General features: G+C 35.0%; 20 protein-coding genes and 3 pseudogenes. 5 read left to right on the top strand and 18 right to left on the bottom strand.

Annotated features, from left to right (window positions below; genetic code table 11):
• Positions 1-9 precede the first annotated feature (9 nt).
• The 6 genes from JNUCC25_RS09285 to JNUCC25_RS09260 all read right to left on the bottom strand — a co-directional run bounded on the left by JNUCC25_RS09285 (position 10) and on the right by JNUCC25_RS09260 (position 6,890).
• Complete coding sequence (locus JNUCC25_RS09285; RefSeq protein ID WP_454223177.1) at positions 10-1,320, bottom strand: extracellular solute-binding protein; 1,311 nt, start codon at positions 1,318-1,320, stop codon at positions 10-12.
• A gap of 78 nt (positions 1,321-1,398) precedes the next feature.
• Positions 1,399-2,403: a LacI family DNA-binding transcriptional regulator gene (locus tag JNUCC25_RS09280; RefSeq protein ID WP_454223175.1), complete on the bottom strand. Its 1,005-nt coding sequence runs from the start codon at positions 2,401-2,403 to the stop codon at positions 1,399-1,401.
• Between the two features lie 523 nt (positions 2,404-2,926).
• Entirely contained in the window at positions 2,927-3,952 is a 1,026-nt protein-coding gene (locus tag JNUCC25_RS09275; protein WP_454223173.1) for an ABC transporter substrate-binding protein, read from the bottom strand.
• Positions 3,953-4,029: 77 nt separating this feature from the next.
• Positions 4,030-4,794 (bottom strand): class II aldolase/adducin family protein, encoded by a 765-nt coding sequence (locus tag JNUCC25_RS09270; RefSeq protein WP_454223172.1) that lies wholly within the window; start codon positions 4,792-4,794, stop codon positions 4,030-4,032.
• 30 nt (positions 4,795-4,824) lie between these two features.
• Complete coding sequence (locus JNUCC25_RS09265) at positions 4,825-5,880, bottom strand: ABC transporter substrate-binding protein (protein ID WP_454223170.1); 1,056 nt, start codon at positions 5,878-5,880, stop codon at positions 4,825-4,827.
• Positions 5,881-5,918: 38 nt separating this feature from the next.
• Positions 5,919-6,890 (bottom strand): aliphatic sulfonate ABC transporter substrate-binding protein, encoded by a 972-nt coding sequence (locus tag JNUCC25_RS09260; RefSeq protein ID WP_454223168.1) that lies wholly within the window; start codon positions 6,888-6,890, stop codon positions 5,919-5,921.
• Positions 6,891-6,929: 39 nt separating this feature from the next.
• On the opposite strand from JNUCC25_RS09260, the gene JNUCC25_RS09255 reads away from it, so the two are divergent.
• Complete coding sequence (locus tag JNUCC25_RS09255; protein WP_225519253.1) at positions 6,930-6,995, top strand: hypothetical protein; 66 nt, start codon at positions 6,930-6,932, stop codon at positions 6,993-6,995.
• On the opposite strand, the pseudogene JNUCC25_RS09250 reads toward JNUCC25_RS09255, so the two are convergent.
• The 7 genes and pseudogenes from JNUCC25_RS09250 to JNUCC25_RS09220 form a co-directional block, all read right to left on the bottom strand.
• Positions 6,993-7,682, bottom strand: a pseudogene (locus JNUCC25_RS09250) (enoyl-CoA hydratase/isomerase family protein); the annotation flags it as partial. The gene JNUCC25_RS09255 and the pseudogene JNUCC25_RS09250 overlap by 3 nt on opposite strands.
• A gap of 19 nt (positions 7,683-7,701) precedes the next feature.
• Positions 7,702-8,085 carry a hypothetical protein gene (locus JNUCC25_RS09245; RefSeq protein ID WP_057274777.1) on the bottom strand — a complete coding sequence of 128 codons (384 nt, stop codon included), beginning with the start codon at positions 8,083-8,085 and terminating at the stop codon, positions 7,702-7,704.
• Positions 8,086-8,102: 17 nt separating this feature from the next.
• Positions 8,103-8,873 (bottom strand): ATP-binding cassette domain-containing protein, encoded by a 771-nt coding sequence (locus JNUCC25_RS09240; protein ID WP_454223166.1) that lies wholly within the window; start codon positions 8,871-8,873, stop codon positions 8,103-8,105.
• 18 nt (positions 8,874-8,891) lie between these two features.
• The gene (locus tag JNUCC25_RS09235; RefSeq protein WP_454223164.1) at positions 8,892-9,674 is read right to left on the bottom strand and encodes an ABC transporter permease subunit; all 783 of its coding nucleotides are present in this window, start codon (positions 9,672-9,674) and stop codon (positions 8,892-8,894) included.
• Positions 9,675-9,700: 26 nt separating this feature from the next.
• On the bottom strand, positions 9,701-10,786 hold the full coding sequence (locus tag JNUCC25_RS09230) for an LLM class flavin-dependent oxidoreductase (protein WP_454223163.1): 1,086 nt from the start codon (positions 10,784-10,786) through the stop codon (positions 9,701-9,703).
• 55 nt (positions 10,787-10,841) lie between these two features.
• Entirely contained in the window at positions 10,842-12,026 is a 1,185-nt protein-coding gene (locus JNUCC25_RS09225) for a CaiB/BaiF CoA transferase family protein (RefSeq protein WP_454223161.1), read from the bottom strand.
• 160 nt (positions 12,027-12,186) lie between these two features.
• Positions 12,187-13,062 carry a LysR family transcriptional regulator gene (locus tag JNUCC25_RS09220; protein ID WP_116739938.1) on the bottom strand — a complete coding sequence of 292 codons (876 nt, stop codon included), beginning with the start codon at positions 13,060-13,062 and terminating at the stop codon, positions 12,187-12,189.
• Between the two features lie 310 nt (positions 13,063-13,372).
• Here JNUCC25_RS09220 and JNUCC25_RS09215 point away from each other — a divergent pair, with 310 nt between their 5' ends.
• Positions 13,373-14,554 (top strand): acyl-CoA dehydrogenase family protein, encoded by a 1,182-nt coding sequence (locus tag JNUCC25_RS09215; RefSeq protein ID WP_454223158.1) that lies wholly within the window; start codon positions 13,373-13,375, stop codon positions 14,552-14,554.
• A complete protein-coding gene (locus tag JNUCC25_RS09210) occupies positions 14,551-15,126 on the top strand; it encodes a hypothetical protein (protein WP_454223156.1) in 576 nt (191 codons plus the stop codon). The genes JNUCC25_RS09215 and JNUCC25_RS09210 overlap by 4 nt, the downstream gene beginning before the upstream one ends.
• Positions 15,127-15,758: 632 nt before the next feature.
• Here JNUCC25_RS09210 and JNUCC25_RS09205 read toward each other — a convergent pair.
• Positions 15,759-16,604: pseudogene (locus tag JNUCC25_RS09205) on the bottom strand (Rpn family recombination-promoting nuclease/putative transposase).
• A 256-nt stretch (positions 16,605-16,860) separates the two neighbouring features.
• Between JNUCC25_RS09205 and JNUCC25_RS09200 the strand changes: the two are divergent.
• Both JNUCC25_RS09200 and JNUCC25_RS09195 read left to right on the top strand, forming a co-directional pair.
• Positions 16,861-16,956, top strand: a pseudogene (locus JNUCC25_RS09200) (VOC family protein); the annotation flags it as partial.
• Between the two features lie 671 nt (positions 16,957-17,627).
• Positions 17,628-18,830 (top strand): COG4705 family protein, encoded by a 1,203-nt coding sequence (locus tag JNUCC25_RS09195; protein WP_454223155.1) that lies wholly within the window; start codon positions 17,628-17,630, stop codon positions 18,828-18,830.
• A 192-nt stretch (positions 18,831-19,022) separates the two neighbouring features.
• Here the strand turns inward: JNUCC25_RS09195 and JNUCC25_RS09190 are convergent, their stop codons facing one another.
• From JNUCC25_RS09190 to JNUCC25_RS09175, 4 genes are all read right to left on the bottom strand, one after another.
• Positions 19,023-19,691 (bottom strand): phosphatase PAP2 family protein, encoded by a 669-nt coding sequence (locus JNUCC25_RS09190; RefSeq protein WP_029324511.1) that lies wholly within the window; start codon positions 19,689-19,691, stop codon positions 19,023-19,025.
• Between the two features lie 140 nt (positions 19,692-19,831).
• A complete protein-coding gene (locus JNUCC25_RS09185; RefSeq protein WP_454223153.1) occupies positions 19,832-21,250 on the bottom strand; it encodes a HAMP domain-containing sensor histidine kinase in 1,419 nt (472 codons plus the stop codon).
• Positions 21,247-21,927, bottom strand: a complete 681-nt coding sequence (locus JNUCC25_RS09180; RefSeq protein ID WP_029324506.1) for a response regulator transcription factor — start codon at positions 21,925-21,927, stop codon at positions 21,247-21,249. Before JNUCC25_RS09180 ends, JNUCC25_RS09185 begins: the two co-directional genes overlap by 4 nt.
• A gap of 322 nt (positions 21,928-22,249) precedes the next feature.
• Positions 22,250-22,945 (bottom strand): response regulator transcription factor, encoded by a 696-nt coding sequence (locus tag JNUCC25_RS09175; RefSeq protein ID WP_098602758.1) that lies wholly within the window; start codon positions 22,943-22,945, stop codon positions 22,250-22,252.
• Positions 22,946-22,985 lie beyond the last annotated feature (40 nt).

Raw genomic sequence — 22,985 nt, 5'->3', positions numbered from 1 at the left:
ATTGAACTACTAATTTTTTCTAATTTTAATAACTTCGTTTATATTATTGGAACCTCGTTTTAAAATATCTTTAGAATCTTCTGGGTTACTATTTACTAATTCAGCTAACATTTGCTCATATTTTTCATTCATATTTCTGTAATACTCGTATTTTGAAAAATATGTGTCTACAGCCGTAATGTTGGTTTTAGGATCAAGAAACGGTTTTAAAGTATCAGACGCGTTAAAAGCTAAGTCTGTTCTAATAGTTGAAGAAAAATATTTGAAGCTTAGTTTTTGAGCTTTTTCTGATAACAAAAATTGAAGAAATTCTTTAGATTCTTTTTCATGCTGAGAATTCTTAGGGACTGCAAAGCCTCGAACATTAAGTTGAACAAAGTTGTTACTGTCTGTTTTGTTCATCTTAGGAAAAGGACCTACGATATAATCATTTTTAAGAATAGGAGTATCATCCCATTTTTTCACATTCCAATTTCCTACACGAAACATCCCAACTGTTCCACTCTCAATAACTTTATACATCTCAGAAAAATCTTGAGTGATAGCATCCTTAGGCATAATGCGATTCTTAGTATAAAGCTGGGATATTTCAGAAAATCTATTTATATTTTCCTTATCTACAACTGTTGGCTTGGGACCATCTTTTAACCAAACGTTCCTGTTACCGCTTCCATTTATAAAAAGGCTAAACATTTGCCCTGGATCTACTCCTAGGTGCATAATAAATCCTGAAGTATCATGTTTCCCATTGCCATCTGGATCCTCTGTTGAAAACTTCTTACCCACCCTTACAAAGTCGTTCCAAGTATTTGGGAATTTTTCATTTACATTATTTAACCAACTTTTTCTGATTCCTAGACCTGCTAATGTTCTATTCACAGGATATACAATTTCTTTGTTGTTAAAATTAATAAATGAATTATCCTCTGGTGTGATAAATTTTTTCTCTTTTGAACTTTTAATAACCTTATTCAAGCTAATAAAACCTTTAGTATTTTGTTGAATTTCTAGTATTCGACTAGCATCGTTAAATACTAAGTCAGGAGCATTATTTGTAGATATTGAAGCTAGCGTTTTCTGTTGCCACTGATTTGTTGGAAAAGATGTAGATACAATTTTGATGTTTGGATGTGTTTTTTGATAAATTTGACTTAACTCTTGTATATATTTAATTCCATCGTCACCTTTATCATGCCAAACTGTTAACACAACTTTTTTGTTAGTCGACGATGAAGTGTCAACTTTTTGATTACATCCAGCAACCAACAAAATAGTAGTGATTAACAATAAGGTTTTTTTTAAAACTCTTACCCTAATCATGTAAACCTCCTATATAATAATGTGGAAACGTTTCCACAAAAGTATTAAACTAATCTAAGACCGTTTAATAAAACGTCCTTAGATTCTACAGGTAGAATTCCTAATTACCAACTCTGGCTGCAAAATAACCCTCTCAAATTTTTTTTCAGTATTATTTTCAATTCGATCTATTACCAACTTTGCAGAAATTCTTCCTCTCTCTTCTACTGGTTGAGAAATTGAAGATAAACCACTCTTAAAGAATTCAGAATATGGGGAGTTATCAAATCCCATTAATGAAATATCTTTCCCTACCTCCATGCCTAGCTCTTCTAAATAGGTCCACGTTTTCATTGCAATTAGGTCATTTAAGCAAAGTATAGCAGTCGGTTTCTGTTTAAGAAGTTCTTTAATTTCCTGTAAAGAGGGAAGGTAATTTACACTGTCTCCAACTAGAACAAGATTTGGATCATATTTTATTTCAAAACTTTCTAGTCCTGTTTTATATCCTTTAATTCTATCTTTAAAAGAAACTCCATCGGCCGGACCTCCTATAAAAGCTATCCTTCTGTGATTATGATTTAACAAATATTCTGTCCCAATAAATCCTCCTTTAATGCTGTTTACATAAACCATATCTATATCCATTTCTACTTTCCCTACTATTACCATAGGAACGACACTTTTTACTTTTTCAAATATCTCATGTTTGTCATGAATAGTAGCACAAATAATTCCATCTACTCTTCTCTTTAATAACATATCAAGGTTATTTATTTCTTCTTCTAGTTCTCCATCTGTGTTAGTCAATATTAAATTGTAACCGGCTTGCTTTGTAATTTCTTCTACTCCTTTTGCGATTAAAGGCCAGAAAGGATTTGTAATATCCGGTACCAATAATGCTATAACACCTGTTTTTTTACGCTTAAGACTTCCTGCTACATAGTTTTGAATGTAATTCAATTCTTCGCAAGCCTTCATAACTTTTTGTTGAGTAGCTTCACTGGTATAACTAGTTTTATTTAGTACTCTTGATACGGTAGATACTGCTACTTGAGCTCTCTTAGCTACATCTACAATAGTAGGCTGTTTTTTATTCATCATATCTTACCTCCGGGAAACGTTTCCATAGATACATATTAATTTATGGAAATATATAAAGTCAACATATTTTCTGAAAATAAATAATATTATATTTTTTAAAATGCTGTTCTCGTGTAAAACTTATATATCATTGAATTGAAGATATGGAGTGAATACCTAGTAATTAAATGATTTTTTATAAAACTCTACTTTGTAAAATTATTTTGCGAATAGAATAAACTTATTTATTAACTAATATTTAGCTATAACTAAAAATTTATAGGAAACAAAAACAAATACTATAATATTTCAAATGCACTCCTTGTTTTCGTTTCCTATAATACGTTTTATGTTAACTGCAAAGAAAAAACATCCCATTTATGGATTATTTAGTTTCTTTCTGCTATTTAGAAAGTACAGTATGGTCACTAACTTTAATTTTTATTAAAGGAAAAAAGCAGAACATTAATCAAAGTTCTGCTTTTCATTGTTACCGGATACTCACTGTATTAGAAAGACTTTAGAGAATAAAGACTTCTTAATTTTATTTGGCCGTAAAAATTTCTTTATCTACCAATCTATCTACATTTACTTCTCTTGATAATACATTTTCCTCTTTAAATACGTCTGCCACTGTCTGTACAGCACGTATATCCTTTTCTTCAACAGGTCTTACTTCAGCATTTACTCGTCCATTAATTGTTCGTGAAACGTCATTAGGCAACCTCGTGATATTAGAATACAGTTTAATGTACTTCTCTTTGTTTTGATTTTCCCACTCCCATGCTTTTGAAATTCGTTTAATGACGTCTTGAAGTGCTGCTTTTTTTCCAGGATCCTGTAGTGCTTTGTCTGAAGCTGTGATAAACCCTAATCCTGTATTAATGCCTTTGCCAGTACGCAATACCCTTCCTCCGTTTTTCTCAGCAATCGCTAAATACGGATCAAAAGTAGCCCATGCTTCTAGCTGGCCAGCTTTGAAAGCTGCGGCGGCATCAGTAGGAAGAACAAACTTAACATTAACATCTTTCGTAGACAGGCCTTCTTCTTTTAGCGCTTCAATTAATAAATATTGCGCAATACTACCTTTTGCAGACGAAACTACGACTGTCTTTCCCTTTAAATCCTTTATCGATTTAATTGAGGAATTTTTCTTAACCAATATTCCCACAGCTTCGGGAGAAGATATGCTAGTAGCAATAATTTTTAATGGCACTTTCGAATCTGCGGCTGCGAGTACCGGCGTATCTCCGGCAGGAGCTGTATCTACTGACCCTGCTTTTAACGCTTCAAACAAAGGAGCCGCGCCTTGAAAGCTCGCCCACTTTACTTTATATGGTGTACCTTCTAGTACTTTAGAAGCTTCTACTTTGGCCTTCGTCATTCCAGCTTGATCTCCTAACACAATCGTTACTTTTGACAAATCTACCTTCTTTTTTCCTGCTGTTTCCTTTGCCTCACTGCAGCCAGATAAAATAGATATACTTCCTATAGTAAGAATGCCTGCTACTAAAATCCTCTTAGATAGGTTTTTCTTCACACAACCTAAAGCTTTTTGAAGGATGTTCATATATACTTGTTCTCCTTTGCATCATACTTACTTAGGCATTGATACTCTTATATCAATGCCTAAGCTCTTTCTTTTATTTAGTTTAATACATCCGGTTCTTCATCAAGTAGCTTATACCATAGCTGTTGAAAGTTGAACCAGCCTCCCGACGGACTGCTTACTTGAGAGTGCGTCAAAACAGCCGTTTCATGATCGATTGGAATAGGTTTTCCTGCTGCTTCAGCAAGAAGCTGAGCATGGCAAGCTCGGTCCATAGCAATAAACCAATAAGCTGCTTCATCTACGCTATTTCCAACCGTAAGAAGTCCATGATTTCTTAAAATAACGCCCTTATGTTGCTGAAGTGCATCAGCAATGCGTTCACCTTCACTTTTCTCTAATACTACTCCAGTAAAATCATCAAATAAGCCGTGATCTTGATAGAATACACATGAGTCTTGCGTAAGAGGATCAAGTAACCTTCCTAAAGACGACCATGCTTTACCATAAAGGGAGTGAGAGTGGGCAGCAGCAATTACATCTGGTCTTGCTTGATGAATTTGCGAGTGAATTGCAATTGCTGCTTTGTTAATTGGACGATCTCCTATGACGACATCTCCGTTGTGATTAACAAGATGCAAATCACTAACTTTCATTTGTCCAAAATGTACACCTAGTGGATTCACCCAGTAATGATCTTTTTTTTCAGGATCTCGAACTGTTATATGCCCCGCGACCCCTTCAAATCCAAATTGATTAAAAATTCGAAATGCACCTGCTAGTCTTTCCTTACGATGTTGACGCTCTTCCTCTACATTGTGAAATGTTGGCTGGTTATAAATCGACGCTGCTTTCGTTGACATAATCATCTTCCTTTCCGAATATTCCGTTTTTTATTTCGATTGTATTTTTTCTACGTCACTATTTAATTCATTTGTCCAAAACTTCTTGACATCTATTTCTTCTTTTAGAAGTGACTCTGAATAAAATGTATCTGCTACATCTTGCTCCGACTTAATTTGCTGAGTGTTAATAGGAGTAATAATACTTGGACGCTGTTCTTCTCCTTCTTTCAGTGTTATTAGTGCCTGGCTAACTGGCTGGTGTGTGTTTATTGCGACAACCTTTGCCCACTCCTCCTCGTTTTCTCGTGTCCATTTATGAGCTTTTTGCAATCGATCTAGCAAGTCAACCAATGCTGCTTTTTTATTTTTATCTTCAAGGAGCTTAGGTGGCACAGCAATAAGGAAGTTTCCTGATAAAATGTCTTTACCGCTTGCTATCGTTTTTGCTCCTTTTTCATGAGCAGATATAATAGATACACCATAGCTTGCGAATGCGTCCACATTTCCTCCTAAAAGTGCTGTAAGCCCATCAGATGTAGAAAGTTCCACTGGCTTAATGTCTTTCCACTCTAATCCAGCTTCTTTTAGCAGTTTGAGTAGAAAATAATGAGCCGTTGTATTTTTTACATAAGCAACTTTTTTTCCTTTTAAGTCAGCTACGTTTTTTACTGAAGAGTTTTTGGGAACAACTACTTCTTGATTTAATGTATTGCCCTCTTGTACAGCAACTACCTTGAAGTTCCCATTTCCTTCAGATAAATTAGCAAATATAGGAGGAATTTCGCTGGATAGCGAAAAATCAATATGGCCTCCTGCCATTGCTTCAAGCTGAAGGTTTCCACCTTGAAATACACTGTAATCAACTTTATATGGTGTATTGTCTAGCCCAGCAGACTTTAACTCCTCTTCAATACTGCTCCATCCTGTTTGGGCTACTCGTAACGTTACATCAGAGAGTTCATTTTTTTCTGGTTGACTAGCAGAGCTTTTTTGATCACAAGCAGTCATCAAGCATCCTATAAAGATAGTTAGCAAGAGAAGCAGGAATCGAAGACGAAAAGCTCGTTTTTTCATTTGAACACTGGTCACCCCTTTAACCTTCATACTTTATTACACGCTCCTTTCATATTCTCTTCTCATTTTTAAGGAGCCCAGTACGAATTTTGAACGTCAATTTGTTTTGTAATTAATTTCATTTCTAAAAGGTCATTTGCCTGATCTTGAAGATCATCTGCAGCTTTTTGATTCATAAATTGAACGTCAGCTGGCTTTTTCTTTAAAATCTCTTTCCAAGTGTCAACTGGAATCTTGGTAGCATCTGATACTAATTCAGCTGCTTCCTTAGGATTTTTATTAATTTCTTTTCCAACCTTTTGAAGTTCTAATACGATTCGTTTTGTTGCTTTCGGATTATCTTTCACAAAATCCTCACCAGCTACATAGAAGGAACGAAAGGAAACAAGACCAGTAGCATCTGATAACACGCGATTTCCTTTATTTGCAGTTGTTGTAAAGTAGGGCTCCCATATAACCCATGCATCTACTTGGCCTTGTGAAAAAGCAACACTGGCTTCTGGTGGATTAAGATAGACTGGCTTTATATCACTCTCTGTCATTCCTTCCGACTTCAGCGTTTTTAACAGCAAGTATTGGGAGATTGAAGCTTTATTAAAAGCAATTTTCTTACCTTTAAGATCTTTAATAGTTTTAATAGACGAATCTTTCTTTACTAAAATGCCTTCGGATTCAGGCACAGAAGGTTCACTTGCAATATATACAAAATCAAGCCCCCTTGCTTTTCCAAATAAAGAAGGAGAATCACCTAAACTACCAATATCAATACTCCCTGCATTCAACGCTTCTGCTACTGCAATTCCCGTATTGAACTCATACCATTTCACTTTATATCCTAATTTCCCTAAGTTCTTTTCCAACAGCTGCTTTTTCTTTAATAGCAGCATAGGTGCAGACTTTTGATATCCTACTTTTACGACACCTTTTCCTTCTACTGATTGATTGCCTGCTGTTGTTTCTTTACCTCCTCCACATCCGGTTAAAGCTAGGAGCAACAGCAGAATAATGGTTGTTGCATAAAATCTTTTTTTTGGGATCATCTTAAATCTCCTCTAGCTTTTTAGCATTTATTTTGCCTAGTGCCGTACTTTTTTCTTATTATCTTGCACATATTGACTGAATCGGTCGATAAAATCTCCTTCTAGCACCGAAGCACGCGTCAGTTCATGAAAAGACCTACCTGAATGACAAACCTCTTTTATTGTTTGAGTCGTGTATGATGGAACATTTGCTAGGACCCTTGCCCATTTTAAACTACTTTTTTGGCCAGCTTCTTCATCCGCACTCAGTTCGTGAACTAAGCCATACTCCAAAGCTGTTTGTCCACTTATCTTCTTACCTGACAATGCTAAAAAACGAGCTTTGGAAGAACCGATTTCATTAACCAAGCGCTGTGTCCCTAAAACCAAGCCAAACTGCGGACCGGGAAATCGAAAGTATGCTGATTTACTAGCAATGCGTACATCGCATGAAATGGCAAGATCAGCTCCTGCTCCGAAGGCATATCCATGTACAAAAGAAATCGTGGGAACAGGTAAATGAATCAGCATATCAAACAGCTTCGATAGTTTAGTGAAAAAATTGCTCGCTTCTTCATTGCTTAAGCTTTGAATAAACTGTAAATCCACGCCTGCACTGAAAGCATTAGATACTTCACTGTTTAAAATCAGTGCGCCTACTGTTTTATCTTTTGAAATATTCTCTAGGGATTGCTTGAGCTCTTCATATAACTCTTGATTAATAGCATTAAGGTTACGAGGTGCGTGTAAGGATAAAATAACAATTTTTTTAGATGATGGCTGATGATTCACCGTTACGTTGACATATTTCATAGCTTCTCCTTCTTAACCTTTACTCATTAGGTAGTACAATCGCACTGGGCTCGATTTCAGTCATTGGCAAGTCGGTGACTAACTGAATATCTCTGTTCTTTATCAGCTGTTTAAACTCTGCAAAGCCAATATTGGTCCTTACTCGGTAATAATGAAAACCTTTCGACTTAGCGCTGTCGTAAGATAATTCACAAAGCATGCCAGGCGGTGCTGCTAGAACTGTTATACCTTGACTTTCAGCCCATTTGACAACCGCGCCTCTTTTTCCTTGGCTTAAATAAATAGAGGGGTTTGTAAAATCTTCCGTTTTTTCTGTTTCCGTATCGTATAACCGGATAATGTCTCCTTCCACAATGGGAACAATTTTTTCTGTCTTGCTATTCACTACAACGGCTACTTGCATTACATACTCTTCTCCTTTTATACGGTCGTAGCATCTTCTAAAAGCGACGACGTTTCTTTTTTCATAACTCTTGCTAACACTTTACTTTCTAGTTTTCCAAAGGAATGACTTCCTCTTTCACGGGGCCTTGAAAGAGGGATGCGTAAATCCATCGCAATCTTTCCTTCTTCAATTAAAATAACTCGATCAGCCAGCGTAATAGCTTCTGACACGTCATGGGTTACTAAAAGAACCGTGAAGCGCTGTTCTTGCCATATTCCTTCAATTAGTTCCTGCATTTCAATACGTGTTAACGCATCTAATGCACCCAACGGCTCATCTAGCAACAGCAGCTTAGGCTGAGTGGCTAATGCTCGAGCAAGTGCGACTCGCTGGCGTTGCCCACCGGATAAAACAGACGGCCACTCATTTGCTCTACTCTCTAGCCCTACTTGCTTAAGAGAAGTTAACGCTTGCTCTTTCCACTCGCCTTTTAACCCTAAACTAACACCTACGTTTGCCACAATTTTTTCCCATGGTAGTAGCCTTGAATCTTGGAACATAAATCGAGCATAGGGATTGATTGAATGTAACTTTTCCCCATTTTGTATGATCTGTCCACTTGTTTCTTTTTCTAACCCTGCAATATGCCTTAATAACGTACTTTTCCCGCACCCACTTTGCCCGACGATAGCAACGAATTCACCAGGCGCTATATCTAAGTCAATTCCTTTCAAGACTTCGACATCTCCAAAGAATTTCTTTAAATGCTGTATTTGTAATTGAATTCCTCCACCTCTATGTTTCATATTTGATCACTCCTTACTTTACGATTTTTGATAGTTTGGATTCCATTTCAATAGCTTTACTTCTAATAGCTTGGCTAAAGAATCAGCAACTTTTCCTAAGATGGCGTATAGCAAGATAGCAACAATAACAATATCGATTTGCATAAATTCTCGGGCATTCATCGCCATGTAACCAATGCCGGAATCAGCTGCTACAGTCTCTGCTACAATTAATGTCAGCCACATAATCCCTAATGAATAGCGAATACCAACTAAAACGGATGGAAGAGCCCCTTTAAAAATCACTCTTACTAGAAGTTTATTTTTGCTTAAGCCATACACTTTCCCCATTTCAATTAACGATTTATCAACTGAAATGATTCCATGGTACGTATTTACATAGATAGGGAAAAATACGCCAATCGCTACTAAAAAAATCTTGGCTTCTTCTCCAATTCCTAACCATAAAATCACAAGTGGAATAAGAGCCAAATGCGGAATATTCCGAAACATTTGGATAGTTGTATCCAAATGTTTTTCCGCAACAGGATATACTCCGTTTACAATTCCCAAAATAAGCCCAATACTTCCCCCAATGGCAAAACCAATAAACGCTCGGCTAAAGCTCACTTTGATATGATTAAACAGCTCTCCAGTTTGAACTAGATGAATTGCACTATATAAAATATCAAGTGGAGAAGGAAGTGTTTCTTTTGATACAATGCCTGTAACCGAAAATAGTTCCCAGAATACAACTAATAGAATTGGTAAAACCCAAGGTGCTACTCGTTTGCTATAAATGTTTGCTTGCTTGTTATTCACAATTAGACCTCCTTTGCTTTACTATTTTACAAGCGAACATTTGCTTGCTTTTCTTTTAATCGACCTTTAACTTTTGGAATAATTTCTTTCCCAATAGCTTCAATGACTTCTAAATGAGGAAATCCTCTTAGTAATACTTTTTCAAACCCTAAATCTACATACTCTACAACTCGATCAGCTATTTGATCTGGCGTACCTACTAATGCAATAGAGTTACCGCTTAAAACTTGGGTTAATCCAGCCCAAAGATTGGGCCCAATAATAAAATCTTTTTCTTTTGCTTCTTCCATTAATTTATCTAACCTTTTATGACCGACAGATTCATCTTTTAATCTAAATTTCTTTTTACTTTCTAAGCTACTTTCACTTACTTTGCTAATTAGATTGCGGGCTTTCTCCCATGCCTTTTCTTCTGTCTCTGCTGTAATAACTTGAAGAGAAACTGAGTACTTCAGCGTTCTGCCTTCTTTGGCTGCTAGATGTTTCATCTCTTCGATTCGAAGCTTTGTATCTTCTAATGTTTCTCCCCACAACATGTAGACATCTGCTAATTTAGCAGCTACTTGTTTACCAGCTTCAGATGCACCACCCATAAAAATTTCAGGTCTTGGGTGTTGGACGGGCTTTGGAAAAAGAGATGCCTTTTTAATGGAGTAATATTCCCCTTGATAATTTACCACATCTTCAGTAAATAAACGTTTTAAAATATGAACAAATTCTTCGGTTCTTTTATAGCGTAATTGGTGGGGGAGACTATCGCCATCTCTTTCTAGATCAGCCTGTGAACCTCCAGTAACCACATTAATGATAGCTCTTCCGTTTGATAAATAATCAAGTGTAGCAAATTGTTTTGCAAAGACTGTTGGGCTAATGAAGCCTGGCCTTGCTGCATATAAAAACTTTAAATTTTTAGTTGATTGTATTAAAGAGGAAGCTACAATTGATGCATCTAGACATTCTGCTCCTACTGGGAGAAGTAGCGCTGAAAATCCGGTCTGCTCAGCCATTTGCGCAATTTGATGATTGTATTTAAAAGAGGGTTCAATGTCCCATGGAACTCCAACATATTTTCCGTCCCCTGCTGTAGGAGACATTGTAAGTATTTCAACCATTTTTATTCCTCCAATATCTTATTTTTTTATATAAATAGTCGGTTTTAAAGTGAACTTAGACCTTTATGGATAGTTTTTTCCATTCTTGTAAAACCTCATTTGTGTGTTCACCAAGTAAAGGAGGCTTTCGATACACGGAAAATTCATAACCTTTAACTTTTACAGGAAATCCTACTGTTGGTATAGATGAACCGTTTGGTAGTGGTAAATCTCTAACAATATTCAATGACTGTGCCATAGGGCTGGCTAATGCCTCCGAAAAATCATTTACCGGAGCTGATGGAACGCCTCTTTGGTCTAATTCAGAAATCCACAATTCAGCTGGCTTTGTGCTGAATACCTTTTGTAAAAGAGCTGCAAGCTCTTTTTGATTTTTAGCACGTGCGGTTTGGTCCACGAATCTAGGATCTGTAAACAACTCTTCTAATTTGGTTGCTTCGCATACTTTTTTCCAAAGTTTATTATTACCAGCTGCAATGACAAATGGTTTGTCACTTCCGTAGAATCCTTGATAAGGAGCATTGCGGGGATGCGCAGTTCCTAACCGTTTCGGCGGCTGCTTGTTCCCGAAATATTCACTCGTTTGCAAAGCTGAAATACCTAGTACACTTCCTAACATGGAGCAATCAATATGAGTACCTTCTCCTCCTTTTTGAACATTTAAAACAGCTGCTGTGATTGTATAGGCGGCGTACAGTCCAACAGCAAAATCGGCTACCGGCACACCACATTTAACTGCTTCTCCATTTTCTTCACCTGTGACGCTCATTAATCCGCTTATTGCTTGAACTGTTACATCAAAAGCTCCTTTATGAGCATAAGGGCCTTCCTGTCCATACCCTGAAATAGAGCAATAGATTAGCTTGGGATGAATACTAGATAAACTCTCGTGATCTAGTCCAAACTTCTTTAATACTCCTGGACGAAAATTCTCTACAATTACATCAGCTTGTAAACAAAGCTCCCTTAAAGTTGCTAATTGATCTTCATCTTTAAAATCGATACATATACTTCTCTTATTCCGATTTAGAGATGAAAAGTTAGCACTGTACTCTTCTTCCTCTTCATTTCTTACAAATGGCGGCCAAAGCCTCATGCCGTCCCCACCATTTGGATTTTCGACTTTGACAACATCGGCTCCTAAATCAGCTAACAGCATTCCAGTATATGGACCGGCTGCAATTTGACCGAATTCAAGAACGCGTATACCAGATAGCGGTTGGTTACTAGGTAAATTCATTTCACTTTTCCTTTCTTTTCGTAATTTAACTCATTTTTAATTAAACTTAATCAATCAACTTACTATGTTTTCACAAAGTATATCTCACTTTCCTAGATTTGTATAATTGATAAATCCGAATAGTTGATTCAAAAAAAATGAACTTCAAAAAATAGAGTCATTAAAAGTGGGTCTTTATAAGCCGAATTAAATTCTCAACGGCCGTTCCATTGGTTACAGCATTAATTTTTCTTAAAATACCTGTTGTTACGCCAATTTTGAGGTCGTAAATCTTTTTTATTTCCGTTCCGGGTGGCGGGTTTCTTACCATAACATCAGGTACTACAGCGATTCCAAATCCTACTTGCACATATTCTTTTAATGCGGACATGCTGTTCACTTCAAGTCGAATGTCAGGACTAACACCAGCTTCCACCAACGATTTCTCCAAACTGATTCGGTAATTGCACACAAACCCGCTCAAAAGAAGGCGTTCTCCTTTGAAATCAGCAAGTTCTACTTGATTTTTCAAAGCTAACGGATGGTTTTTAGGTACTAACAGGGATACTTCTTCAATAAAAAGCGGCTCAAATAATGTTGTATGATCCAAATTAGGCGTATTGCAGATAGCCAAATCAAGCTCTCCTTCTTTAATCATCTTTGTTAAGTTCTGTGTATTATCAATTTGGATACTTAATTGAACATTAGGGTATCTTTCATTAAACGGCAGTAAGATGCTCGGCAAGCGAAAAATCGCCATGGGCTCAATGGCTCCTACCCGTACTTTACCAGCTTCTCCATGAAGCCATTGCTGCATAGTATCTTGTACGTACTCCAAATCTCTTAATAAAAGGTCTGCTTTCTCATGAAAAAGCCTCCCTGCTTCTGTTAAATGTATTTTTTTTCCTCGTTCAATGAGCTTTACGCCCAAATCTGATTCGAGTTTTTGTATTTGCATCGTAACCGTTGATTGCACGTACTTAAGCTCTTCTGCTGCTTTTTGAAAACTTCCTAAGCGTGCAATTGTTTGAAATGTTTTTATCGTTCGTAAATCCATTTGCCAACTACCTCCTTGTCTATGGTCAACGTAAAAAACCTATGCATGTGTTCTAGAAAATGTCATAGGTCTAAAAAGCAAGAAATGAATTTTTATGCATTCTTATTATTCAATTTATAAGTCAAGTTCCTAAAATGTCCACAAAAATTGCGTTTAAATTAAGTATTAAAATGAAACAATTCATTTTTAATGAATGATCAATTCTTTTTTTTCAATTATACAAAATTGATTTTTGCCTTTATCATGTTAGTTAAGTTTTTAATTTCACATGATATGTTTCTACTCACTAACGTTTAAGGAGGAATAACATATGCCAATTGGTACCTCTATGAAAAAATCCATAAAAGAACAAGCACGACTATTAGCAGCAGAGTTTAAAAAAACAGCTATCGAAAGGGATAAAGATGGTGGGAATCCAAAAGTGGAGCGAGATCTCATTCGGAACAGTGGATTGTTGCACCTCTTAATTCCTGATGAGATAGGCGGTATGGGAAAGACGTGGATTGATGTTTGTGATATTGTGCGGATTTTTGCTGAAGTAGACAGTTCATTAGCACATGTATACGGCTATCATTTTCTTAATCTAACTACTCCCTATTTTTATGGAACGCCCGAACAAACAGCTTTTTACTACAAAAAAACAGTTCAGCAGAACCTCTTTTGGGGAAATGCCTTTAACCCTGTTGACTTGAATCTTTTTGCTACAGAAGAGAATGGACGCATTATGCTAAATGGTCAAAAAACCTTTTGCTCTGGAAGTTCAGACTCTGATTATTTAATTGTATCAACTGTTTTTAAAGATACAGAAGCTCCATTAATTGCAGTAATACCAACCAACCGGGAAGGCATCAAGGTTAACAATGATTGGAATCATTTTGGACAACGACAAACGGACAGTGGATCCATCACGTTTAAGAACGTTCCTGTTTATAACGAAGATATTTTAGCAGCTGTTCCACCCAATAAAGAATTTTTAAAAGTTCGATCTACAATTGCCAACTTTCTTATCACCCACATTATGCTTGGAATCATAAAAGGCGCCATAAATGAGTCTCTAAAATACGTATCAACTAAGACAAGGCCCCGTTTTGCACAAAACTCATCTGCTGTAGATGACCCTTATATCCAAAGACATCTTGGACAATTTCATATTCAATATAAAGCAGCCGAATCCTTAATTCTTCAAACAACTACTATATTTCAAAAGGCTTGGGATAATGGCTGGAACCTTACGGAAGAAGAGAAAATTAGTATACAAAATTCCATTGGAATAGCTAAAGCATTTGTTACTGAAGCAGGGTTGGATATCACTTCGAGGATCTTTGACGTCATGGGTAGCAGAGCGACTTCCAACACGTATCGCTACGATCGTTTCTGGAGAAATATTAGAACACTGTCTATGCACGCACCTATTGATTACGAAATTCAACGGCTTGGTAGTTGGACACTGCAAAATTACAAGAATTTTTATGACTTGGAGGAAGATAAATGACTATTTCAACATATATTGCAGAATTAGAAATTGCTATTCGTAATGTCTTACAGCAAACAAGTTTAGAAAAAGAGATTGTAGAACAACTTAAGCCTCACTTTGATTTATTTTTAAAAACAAAAGATTTATTACCAACTACATATAAACAGCCTAAGGAAGATAAATACAGCCAGTTTTTGTTGTACAAGCCAGAAGATGAGGCTTTTTCGATTGTAGGCTTTGTATGGGGACCTGGACAAACTGCTCCTATACATGACCATTTAGTATGGGGATTGGTTGGGGTATATGAAGGAGCAATTGAGGAAACTAGATATCAAAGAATTAAAAGCGAAAAAGATAGCTATAAATTAAAGAAAGTAGGGGTAGTAACAGCAAAAGCTCAGGATATTTCTTATGTTTACCCTCCGAACAAAGATATACATAGTGTCCGTAATCCATTTGCTGAGCCGGCCATTACCATTCATCTTTACGGAGCAGATATTGGTTCAAAGGAGAGACATATTTATGATGAATCTGCTTCTTCTAAAAATATCGTGACTGCTCATGAAAATGAAGTTCCGTTGTACATGTAATATTAGTTCATAAAATGAATGTACGAAGGCAGATCAAACACGAGTTGACAGACTCTTATATTCGTTTTTAGACGTAAGATACGTAATATCTAGTTAATATAAAGTTTCTTGTTGTAACCAAGCATATTATTGCTTTTTATTTCTACCCACAGATAAGTATAAAACTCCCTTTTAAATTTGGGAGTTTTATATTTTCACCCTATACCAATCTATCTTTTACTTCCCTTTTAATAAATTATTATACTTGATATAACTCAATATAAAATTTATAAGTATTTATACTTGATTTATCTTTAATAAAATAATCTATATTAAAGATAGAAAATAATTTAATAGAATAATTCAAAGCTTTACTTTAAAGCGTTAAATTGTTATTGTGTTAGAAGACAATCTTTTAGTTGCTATTCCTTAGCCTAAAAAGCACAAACCATACAGAGTGGGTTTGTGCTTTTTTTATTTTTACAAATATCATTAAACTTATTTCCCTTTACTTTCCTACCTAGATAGAAAAATGTAAAAATTACTGTTTATTCGTTTTCCCATTGCGCATCACAAGTCACCGCAAAATTGAATAATTATATAATAAAAAAAGCTTTACGAAACCTTTCTCAAAGCTTTTGTCACCCTCTATATTATCGTATTACTCTTCCTACTTCTTCTATACTTAAACCGGTAAACTTTGCAATATCATCTAAAGGTATACCATTCTCATACATGCTGCGAATCAATTGGATTTTTCCTTCTTCTAATCCTTCTTCACGGGCATGGGCTAGTTTAGCTTGTTCATCAAGTAGTAATTTTTCACGCGCTTCATATGCGCTTCGGAAAGAAGAATCGTGACTCATAGTTTCCCATTTATCCATCGCTTTTTGTAAAATTGGATCTTAAATGTTTGAGTTAAAGGTTCATCTTCATGAGCTGGTAATAATATCTAACGAACGAATGCATTTTCCCGCAGGTTGACTTTTTCTTCCCGCCATTGTTTCACAAGCTTTGGAATTTCCACAAAATGAATTTCAATATCATCGCTTAAAACACGTTGTTTTATTGTGTCCCACAGCTGACCTGTCGTCTGAAATTCTTCATCTGAAGAGAATAAAATGAAATCCAATAAATTAATGGTGATGGTTTTTCGTAAAGCACGATAAGGCATCCCCCTCTTGCATTTGTGACGTATATAATTTACTCCAATAATATAAAGAGCGCTTAACCATATCATGGGTATTACGAAGTTGAATCTCGATATTCACTTGTGTTCCGTTATTCAATGTGGCTAGTGAATCCAAGATAGATAACTTGTCATCTTCGTGAGCCTTGTGAAGGTGTGGGTCTTACAATTGAAGAGACGTAATGGGTGCTTCTAGAGACTTTTCTAAAACAGCGTTTAAAAAATCTGTTAAGATATCCTCGCTGCCTTTGGTACCAAATAACTGTTTAAAAGCGAAATCAATTCGTAAATTCACTAATTTTGTGGACATGAATTTCTCTTCCTATCTTTCTTATTTCTTACTCTTATTTTATAAGATAGTAGAACGTGTTTGCAAATGTCCAAAAGAAAATCAACTAGTTGTCATGATCATCATACTAAAAATTATTATGACTTGTCACAATCTCAATTAGGTTACTATTGCATTTATTCCTCTTTTACCCCATTAACGTTAATAGAGAAAAATGTTTAAGGTTGTTTTTTATTAGACTCTTTACTACTGTAAGAAACCCTCATACAGTGTAAAAAAATTAAAAGAAGGTAGTCAAGTAGGAATGCCACTTCAAGAAACTTTTTGGAGCCCACCATATCGACAAGTAACCGATAAATTCGGTGTTACCTAGAAAAATCCATCACAAGTTGATGATAATAGGTAGTTGGTGAAAAGTTGGTTTTTTCAACTACATTAAATACCTTATTGAACTAAAAAGGTATCAGGTTAGTAAGATCCATCTAAGTATAATTAAATTTTATTTTAAAGTATCATGGATCCCCTTCTTTTTCGTACATACTCGTACGGAGATGGCGTTTATGGCTAATCAGTTAGAAGTTCTTACCCACCATGTCAATGATAAACAATACTATTACTGGCTTCATTACGATTTACTTAGTGCTCAATGATGGCTAATTGTAATTTTAATTGTGCTCTTTCTATTTATTCTTTATCTGCTCGTTGACCGACAACGAATGGTATTTATTCTCTTAGTCTTTTTCATTAGCTTCGTTGTAGTATGTATAAATTAAAAAATATATTAACTATTCTAATGAATTATTAATTTATTTTTCATAGATACTTAAGAGTATTGCCATACAATTATCTTAACGTTAAAAACATATTGGATATGAGGTTTTTTTTGACAAAAATTACTTTCAACAAAAACAAATAATAGTAAATAATTCATGGAGTAAATTGCACTCGTTTTTTGAATTCTAAAATGTATGGCAATGCTAAAGAACAATCAGCTTGTTCTGTAAAAAAAGTTGTGGGAAACCACTGTAAAGAAGGGGAATGTGTATGCAAGAGAACCAAAATAAATTGGGTATTTCACTTAATAAAGTGCCAGAAGTCACAATTTTCTTCTGGATAATCAAAGTTTTATGCACAACTGTAGGTGAAACATTTGCTGATTTTCTAAATTTCAACCTTGGATTTGGGTTAACTCTCACTACTATAATTATGGGAATAGCATTTTTTATTTTATTGTATCTTCAATTTAAAGCAACTAAATATGTCCCAGGGATTTATTGGACAACGGTTGTGCTTATAAGTGTATTTGGAACACTAGTAACTGATAATTTGACAGATGCAATGGGAGTACCTCTTGAAGTTAGTACAATTGTCTTTTCCGTTCTACTTGGATTAACTTTTCTTTTTTGGTACCTGAGTGAAAAAACACTCTCTATACATTCAATTTATACAAGAAAAAGAGAAGTTTTCTATTGGCTTACTATTCTATTCACATTTGCACTTGGAACAGCAGTAGGTGATTTATATTCTGAACAACTAGGTTTTGGATATCTTAAAACGGGAGTAACAGTCATCATTATCATAGGCTGTATCTTTTTGGCATACAAATCGAAACTTAATGGGATTTTAGCATTTTGGATTGCCTATATTCTTACTCGTCCACTGGGAGCATCATTAGGAGATTACCTATCACAAACAAAAGTTAATGGTGGGTTAGGTTTGGGAACAACTGTTACTAGTGTTATTTTTCTTTTAGCTATTTTAGCAATAATCGTTTTTCTTGCTATTACAAAAATTGATATAACTTCAAAAAGTGAAATAGTGGATACACGCCAAACACGTGCAAGTAAGAAAAATATTTTGACACAAACCATTGTAGTGCTTTGCCTTTTCTTATTTCTAAGTATAGGTGGTTATATCTGGCGCAGTAATGATATAGCATCACAATCCACTGCTTCACAAGCTACATTATCTGGGCAATTAAAGGATTTTATTAAAATTGAAATTGACATGCTCAAGGATGTGAATTCAAAAAACTTTACTTCAATGAAAAAAGGAGCAGACGATTTAGAACATCAATGGGACTCGTCGGAAGCTAAACTTAGAAAAGTAGATGGTTCTAAATGGACTAAAATTGATGGAACTATTGATGTGGTATTAGCAGCAGCTCGTTCATCTAATCCTGATGATAATAAGTGCAAATCAGCTCTTAATAATTCGCTAAGTGTCCTAAACGCAGCTAATAAATAAAAAAGGAATCGCGATTTGCGATTCCTTTTTTATTTCAAAGACAGGTTTTTATTATCATATTTAAATACAAAAGCCGATTTAAATGTGAATTTCACCTAAAATAGACACTTTTGATTTTTAATGCTTCATTCTCTTCCCCCACTTAATAGCTATTGTTGTGCTTTCATGTCTTTATATAAGTGCATTGTGTATTCACTCTCTACTTTGCTTAGCTTCTGTTTGTTCAAAACGTTTTTCCAGGTAATGTTGATAAAACCAAATGGCGATAGCAAGCCAGAAACCACTAGCAAAATACCCTCCAATAACGTCGCTAGGATAATGCACACCTAAATAAATACGACTAATACCTATTGTCAGAATCATTATAATGCTAGTAACGATTAAAAGTGTACGTCCCCAGCGAGTAGGAATATGACGCCAGAGCAAGAATGAAAGAACGCCGTAAACAGCAAAGGCACTCATAGCATGTCCACTTGGAAAACTATAACCATTTATTTTGATTAATCGATGAAAATCAGGACGTGCACGATGAAAAAGCAGTTTTAGCAATTCATTAAGAATTGGAGAGCCTACAATAATGGCTATAAATAAAATAAGCTCCGTTCGATGTTTTAATACTTTATAAAGAAAAAATAAACTAAAGAGAGAAATCACTGCAACGGATGGTGTAGAGCCAATGAAAGTAAAACACTTCATAATAGCCGTTAACCCAGGAGATTCGAATCCTTGAATAAACGATATAATAGAATGATCGGATGCCTCAATTTTTGATCCACTAATTAAAATAGCCATCCCACTAAAACAAAGAAGGGAGAATATGCTTAACATAAAAGCCAGTGTAAATTGGAATTTCAACTTCATACTAGACACCTCTAATTTCTGTCCTTTATCAAGCTACTTTTGATGGAATGTGATAAGGTCTTTTTATTTTTACATTTTAATGTTTCTTTGTTTTTGCAGTTAGGAGTATTAAAAATAAAGAGCTTGTTTTATATGCACATTTATAAAGAGTTATTAAACAGAGGCAATACAATCGTTACATTTGTTCCTTCGCCTTCTTTACTTTCAATGTTAATAATGCCGTGGTACTGTTCAACCCAGCGTTTGGCTATAGCCAGCCCTAAGCCCAACCCTCCCTGTTTTCTGCTCCTTGCCTTATCCACTCGATAAAATCTATTTAAAATATAGGGTATATCTTCTTCTGGAATTCCAATTCCTTTATCCATTACTTTAAGGGATACCTTTTCATTGATTAGAGAACAGTCTATAACTACCTCTTTCTCTTCCTTCTTAGAATACTTGACTGCATTATCTAACAAAATGATCAATATTTGTTCTAGATGTCGAGAAGAAATATTCACATAAAGATTTTTATGTGAATGTTTTATTTTAAACTCATAGTTGTTATACAGTACTTCAAAATTCCTTACAACATGTTGAACAGTGGCCAATACGTTAATAGGTTCAACATCTATAGGATTTATCAGACTATTTTCAGCTCGGGATAGCTCTAATAATTCTTGCACCAGATTCGTTAAACGCTCTACTTCTTTCAGACTGGATTTCAAGGATTTATCTAGTACTGCTGCATCATTTTTCCCCCAGCGATTTAACAATGTCAAATGTCCTTGGATAATGGCTAACGGAGTTCTCAATTCATGTGAAGCATCCTCTACAAACTGTTTTTGCTGTAAGAAGGAGTCTTCGAGGCTATCCATTAACTCATTAAATAAACTGCCTAATTGAGCAAATTCATCGTTTTTTTCATTAACTGGAACCCGTTCTTCAAGGCCATTTGTTTTTATTTTTTTCATCGTCAATGTTAACGCTTGAACGTTAGATAGTATTTTCTTTGCTAGAATGGTTCCACCTAGAATACTAAAGATTAGTGAGCCTATCCCTGCAGCAATCATTAATAAGAAAATCTTATCCATAAAGGCATCGGACATCTCCATATTTCTAATAATTTCAACCGTTCCAGAGAAGTTGTCGGTGACGATAGGAGAACGAAGAACGAGTAGACGTTCGTCGTTCTTTCGAATCACTTTATACTCTTGATGCTTCACTGTTTTCGGTTGCTGCCAGTTTGGTGAAACATTATTTGAGGTACTAGTTATAACGTTTCCTTTCGTATCAAGAATCCGAATCAGCTGATTCTTCTCATTAATTTTTGATAAGTATCCTTCACTGTTTTCAATTTGGTTTAAAGATAAAGGTTCATCATCAGATTGAATAAAAGCTAGAACTTCTTTTAATTGATGAATACCATTTTGCTTCTCGTAATTTAAAATACCGTTATCAATCACAATATATTGAAAGAGGTTATAAGAGAGAAAAAGAAAAAATAAAAACATGGAAGACCATAAAGTTATCTTCCATCTTATAGGTAAATCTTTTATATATGTTATCTCTTTTCTCATTCACGCATCACGTACCCAACTCCTCTAATAGTTTGAATATATAACTCTTTGTCCTCTGCACTTAATTTATTTCTTAAATATCTGACATATACATCTACAACATTCGTTTCAACAACTGAATCGTACCCCCACACTTGTTCTAACAGTATATCTCTCGTCAATACTTTATTAATGTTACGCATAAAAATGGCTAGAAGTTCAAATTCTTTGTTCGTGAGTTCAATAGGCTTTTTTTCTTTTATCATTGTTCTTGATTCCAAATCAAGTTCAATATCTTTAAATGTTAATAGTAGCTTCTGATTCAACATCTTGTTGTTTTCTTGACGTCTAAAAATGACTCGCATCCTTGCAAATAACTCTTCAATTGCAAATGGTTTCGATAAATAATCATCGGCCCCATTATCAAGCCCCATTACCCTATCCATGACACTATCCTTAGCTGTGAGCATAATAACAGGAGTATCCTTAGTTGTTCTTAGTCTTCTACATACTTCAATTCCATTTAATCCAGGCATCATTAAATCAAGTAATATAATATCGTAATTCTGCTTGGTTGCTTTATCTAAACCAGCGCGCCCATCATAAGCTACGTCAACCAAATATCCTTCATATTTTAGTTCTAGTTCTAAAAATTCTACTAATCCTTCTTCATCCTCTATAATTAGTACCTTTTGCATATAAGATACTCTCCTTTGTCTAAAAATTAAAAAACATAGAAACTTTTTCTATCATTAATGAATGCTGATGCTATGTACCCTGATTTTAAAAGATAATAATAAAAAAGATGAACTGAGTTTTTCTATAATTCCTCTTCTTCCTTCAAACCTTTTCTTCAATTTATCAAGTGAAAATTAGATTTCAATAAAAAAGAGATTAAGAATAAATGAAATTATTTCTTAATCTTCTTTAATCAATCATATAAAGCTACTCTCGAGATTCCCCTTAGAACCTTCGATGTCAAACGTCATGGTGAACTGTGCATATTCTTACTATTAAAATTTAACTTTCTTTAATGGTGTATCCTATACCTCGAACAGTCTCAATGAGTGAGGTACTAAATCCTTCTTCAACTTTCTTTCTCAAATAACTTATATAAACATCAAGTACATTTGTGTCGCCATCGTATTCATATCCCCATACATTCAGTAAGATACCTTCACGCGTAACCGTTTTATTTTTATGAAGGACTAAATAAACCAATAAATTATACTCCTTAGGTGTTAAGCAGATTTTTTGCCCAGCTCTAGTTACTTCTCTTGATTCGGTATTTATAACTACATCTTTAATTAATAATAATGATTCATTTTCTGTCTTATCTCTAATAACAAGATGCTTATAGCTTAGTAAAGAACGTATCCTAGCTAGCAATTCTTCAGTTTTAAATGGCTTAGTTATATAATCATTTGCTCCATGATCTAATCCCATTACCTTGTCTAGAGTTGAATTACGGGCTGTTAAAAGAATAATAGGCACGTAATTTTCTCTCTTTCTTAATTTACGCAAGACCTCTATACCACTCATTTTCGGCAGCATAATGTCAAGTAGAATTAAATCAAACAAATCTGATAAGGCTGTTTCGAGACCATCTCTTCCATTGTTTTTTATTTTCACTTGGTAACCTTCATGTTCAAGTTCCATTTTTAATATGTTTCCTATTTCTACTTCATCTTCCACAATTAGAATGCTTTCTTTCATCGAACCCCTCTTTTCAAACTCTAGATTTTTACATATCGTT

This window comes from Priestia sp. JNUCC 25, from assembly GCF_053667915.1.
The sequence above is the reverse complement of the archived record's forward strand: the minus strand, read 5'-3'. Positions and strand labels throughout refer to the sequence as shown.

What these genes read in the sequence shown, in the direction of transcription:
- JNUCC25_RS09285 (WP_454223177.1), bottom strand. Translation starts at nt 1,320, where the DNA reads ATGATTAGGGTAAGAGTTTTAAAAAAAACCTTATTGTTAATCACTACT.
- JNUCC25_RS09280 (WP_454223175.1), bottom strand. Translation starts at nt 2,403, where the DNA reads ATGATGAATAAAAAACAGCCTACTATTGTAGATGTAGCTAAGAGAGCT.
- JNUCC25_RS09275 (WP_454223173.1), bottom strand. Translation starts at nt 3,952, where the DNA reads ATGAACATCCTTCAAAAAGCTTTAGGTTGTGTGAAGAAAAACCTATCT.
- JNUCC25_RS09270 (WP_454223172.1), bottom strand. Translation starts at nt 4,794, where the DNA reads ATGTCAACGAAAGCAGCGTCGATTTATAACCAGCCAACATTTCACAAT.
- JNUCC25_RS09265 (WP_454223170.1), bottom strand. Translation starts at nt 5,880, where the DNA reads ATGAAGGTTAAAGGGGTGACCAGTGTTCAAATGAAAAAACGAGCTTTT.
- JNUCC25_RS09260 (WP_454223168.1), bottom strand. Translation starts at nt 6,890, where the DNA reads ATGATCCCAAAAAAAAGATTTTATGCAACAACCATTATTCTGCTGTTG.
- JNUCC25_RS09245 (WP_057274777.1), bottom strand. Translation starts at nt 8,085, where the DNA reads ATGCAAGTAGCCGTTGTAGTGAATAGCAAGACAGAAAAAATTGTTCCC.
- JNUCC25_RS09240 (WP_454223166.1), bottom strand. Translation starts at nt 8,873, where the DNA reads ATGAAACATAGAGGTGGAGGAATTCAATTACAAATACAGCATTTAAAG.
- JNUCC25_RS09230 (WP_454223163.1), bottom strand. Translation starts at nt 10,786, where the DNA reads ATGGTTGAAATACTTACAATGTCTCCTACAGCAGGGGACGGAAAATAT.
- JNUCC25_RS09225 (WP_454223161.1), bottom strand. Translation starts at nt 12,026, where the DNA reads ATGAATTTACCTAGTAACCAACCGCTATCTGGTATACGCGTTCTTGAA.
- JNUCC25_RS09220 (WP_116739938.1), bottom strand. Translation starts at nt 13,062, where the DNA reads ATGGATTTACGAACGATAAAAACATTTCAAACAATTGCACGCTTAGGA.
- JNUCC25_RS09215 (WP_454223158.1), top strand. Translation starts at nt 13,373, where the DNA reads ATGCCAATTGGTACCTCTATGAAAAAATCCATAAAAGAACAAGCACGA.
- JNUCC25_RS09210 (WP_454223156.1), top strand. Translation starts at nt 14,551, where the DNA reads ATGACTATTTCAACATATATTGCAGAATTAGAAATTGCTATTCGTAAT.
- JNUCC25_RS09195 (WP_454223155.1), top strand. Translation starts at nt 17,628, where the DNA reads ATGCAAGAGAACCAAAATAAATTGGGTATTTCACTTAATAAAGTGCCA.
- JNUCC25_RS09190 (WP_029324511.1), bottom strand. Translation starts at nt 19,691, where the DNA reads ATGAAGTTGAAATTCCAATTTACACTGGCTTTTATGTTAAGCATATTC.
- JNUCC25_RS09185 (WP_454223153.1), bottom strand. Translation starts at nt 21,250, where the DNA reads ATGAGAAAAGAGATAACATATATAAAAGATTTACCTATAAGATGGAAG.
- JNUCC25_RS09180 (WP_029324506.1), bottom strand. Translation starts at nt 21,927, where the DNA reads ATGCAAAAGGTACTAATTATAGAGGATGAAGAAGGATTAGTAGAATTT.
- JNUCC25_RS09175 (WP_098602758.1), bottom strand. Translation starts at nt 22,945, where the DNA reads ATGAAAGAAAGCATTCTAATTGTGGAAGATGAAGTAGAAATAGGAAAC.